The organism is Vibrio sp. 1249-1 (genome assembly GCF_033340495.1).
The window spans coordinates 1-809 of the sequence record NZ_JAWOWJ010000367.1 but is presented as its reverse complement, the minus strand read 5'-3'; the positions used below and the strand labels follow the sequence as shown (position 1 = coordinate 809).

Annotated in this window: 1 protein-coding gene; it reads left to right on the top strand. The window is 48.0% G+C overall.

Annotated elements, in window-relative coordinates; translation table 11 throughout:
• Positions 1-809, top strand: an 809-nt coding sequence (locus R7Z50_RS26425) for an endonuclease/exonuclease/phosphatase family protein (protein WP_318149604.1), incomplete at both ends; no start/stop codon positions are given.

Genomic DNA, 809 nt, shown 5'->3' with positions numbered 1-809 from the left:
GCACAAAGTCTCGATGGCGCGGGCGGAGAAGCAAACCTCGAACCTATCGAATACCCTTACGCGGAGTCTTACTCTACCAACACAGGTTTGTTGAGCGATTTTGACCTCGACAACAACGGCACTGCCGGCCAAATGCCGGGGGATGCATGGGGCTTTGGCATGTACCACGGCCAATACGCCTTTGCCCTAATGTCTAAGTACAAAATTGATACGGCAAATACACGAACCTTCCAAGAGTTTAAATGGAAAGATTTAGAAGGCGCGAAAATCCCAACCATTACTATCTGTGACGGCTCACAAAAAATTCCAGACAACATGAAGTGTGGCGATGAGTGGTACTCTGCAGAGGAATGGGCTCAAGTACGCCTCTCTTCTAAAAACCACGTAGATGCACCAATTATCATCCCGACCAGCAATGGTAATGAGGTTGTTCATCTTCTGATGTCGCACCCTACACCACCAGTTTTCGATCCTGGTAAAAACCAAGCGCAAAACGCAGCGGAAGTGGAATTTTGGCACCATTACATCCAAGGAAAAGAATTTTTCTACGACGATGCAGGTAAAAAAGGTGGCTTGGCGAGCGGTGCTAAATTCGTCATGATGGGCGACCAAAACCTCGCTCCAGTTGCTGGCGATGGTATTAGCTCTGTCATGCAAGATCTGCATAGTGATCCGCTGGTTAACCAAGACGTGATGAACGGCAACCTGTACCCAACAAGCTTTGGCGCAGCTGAACACGCAGTTGAAAAGAGCTCAACTCACCCATATCCGAACCGTATCACTTCAACATTTGGTTTAGGTGTAGACTA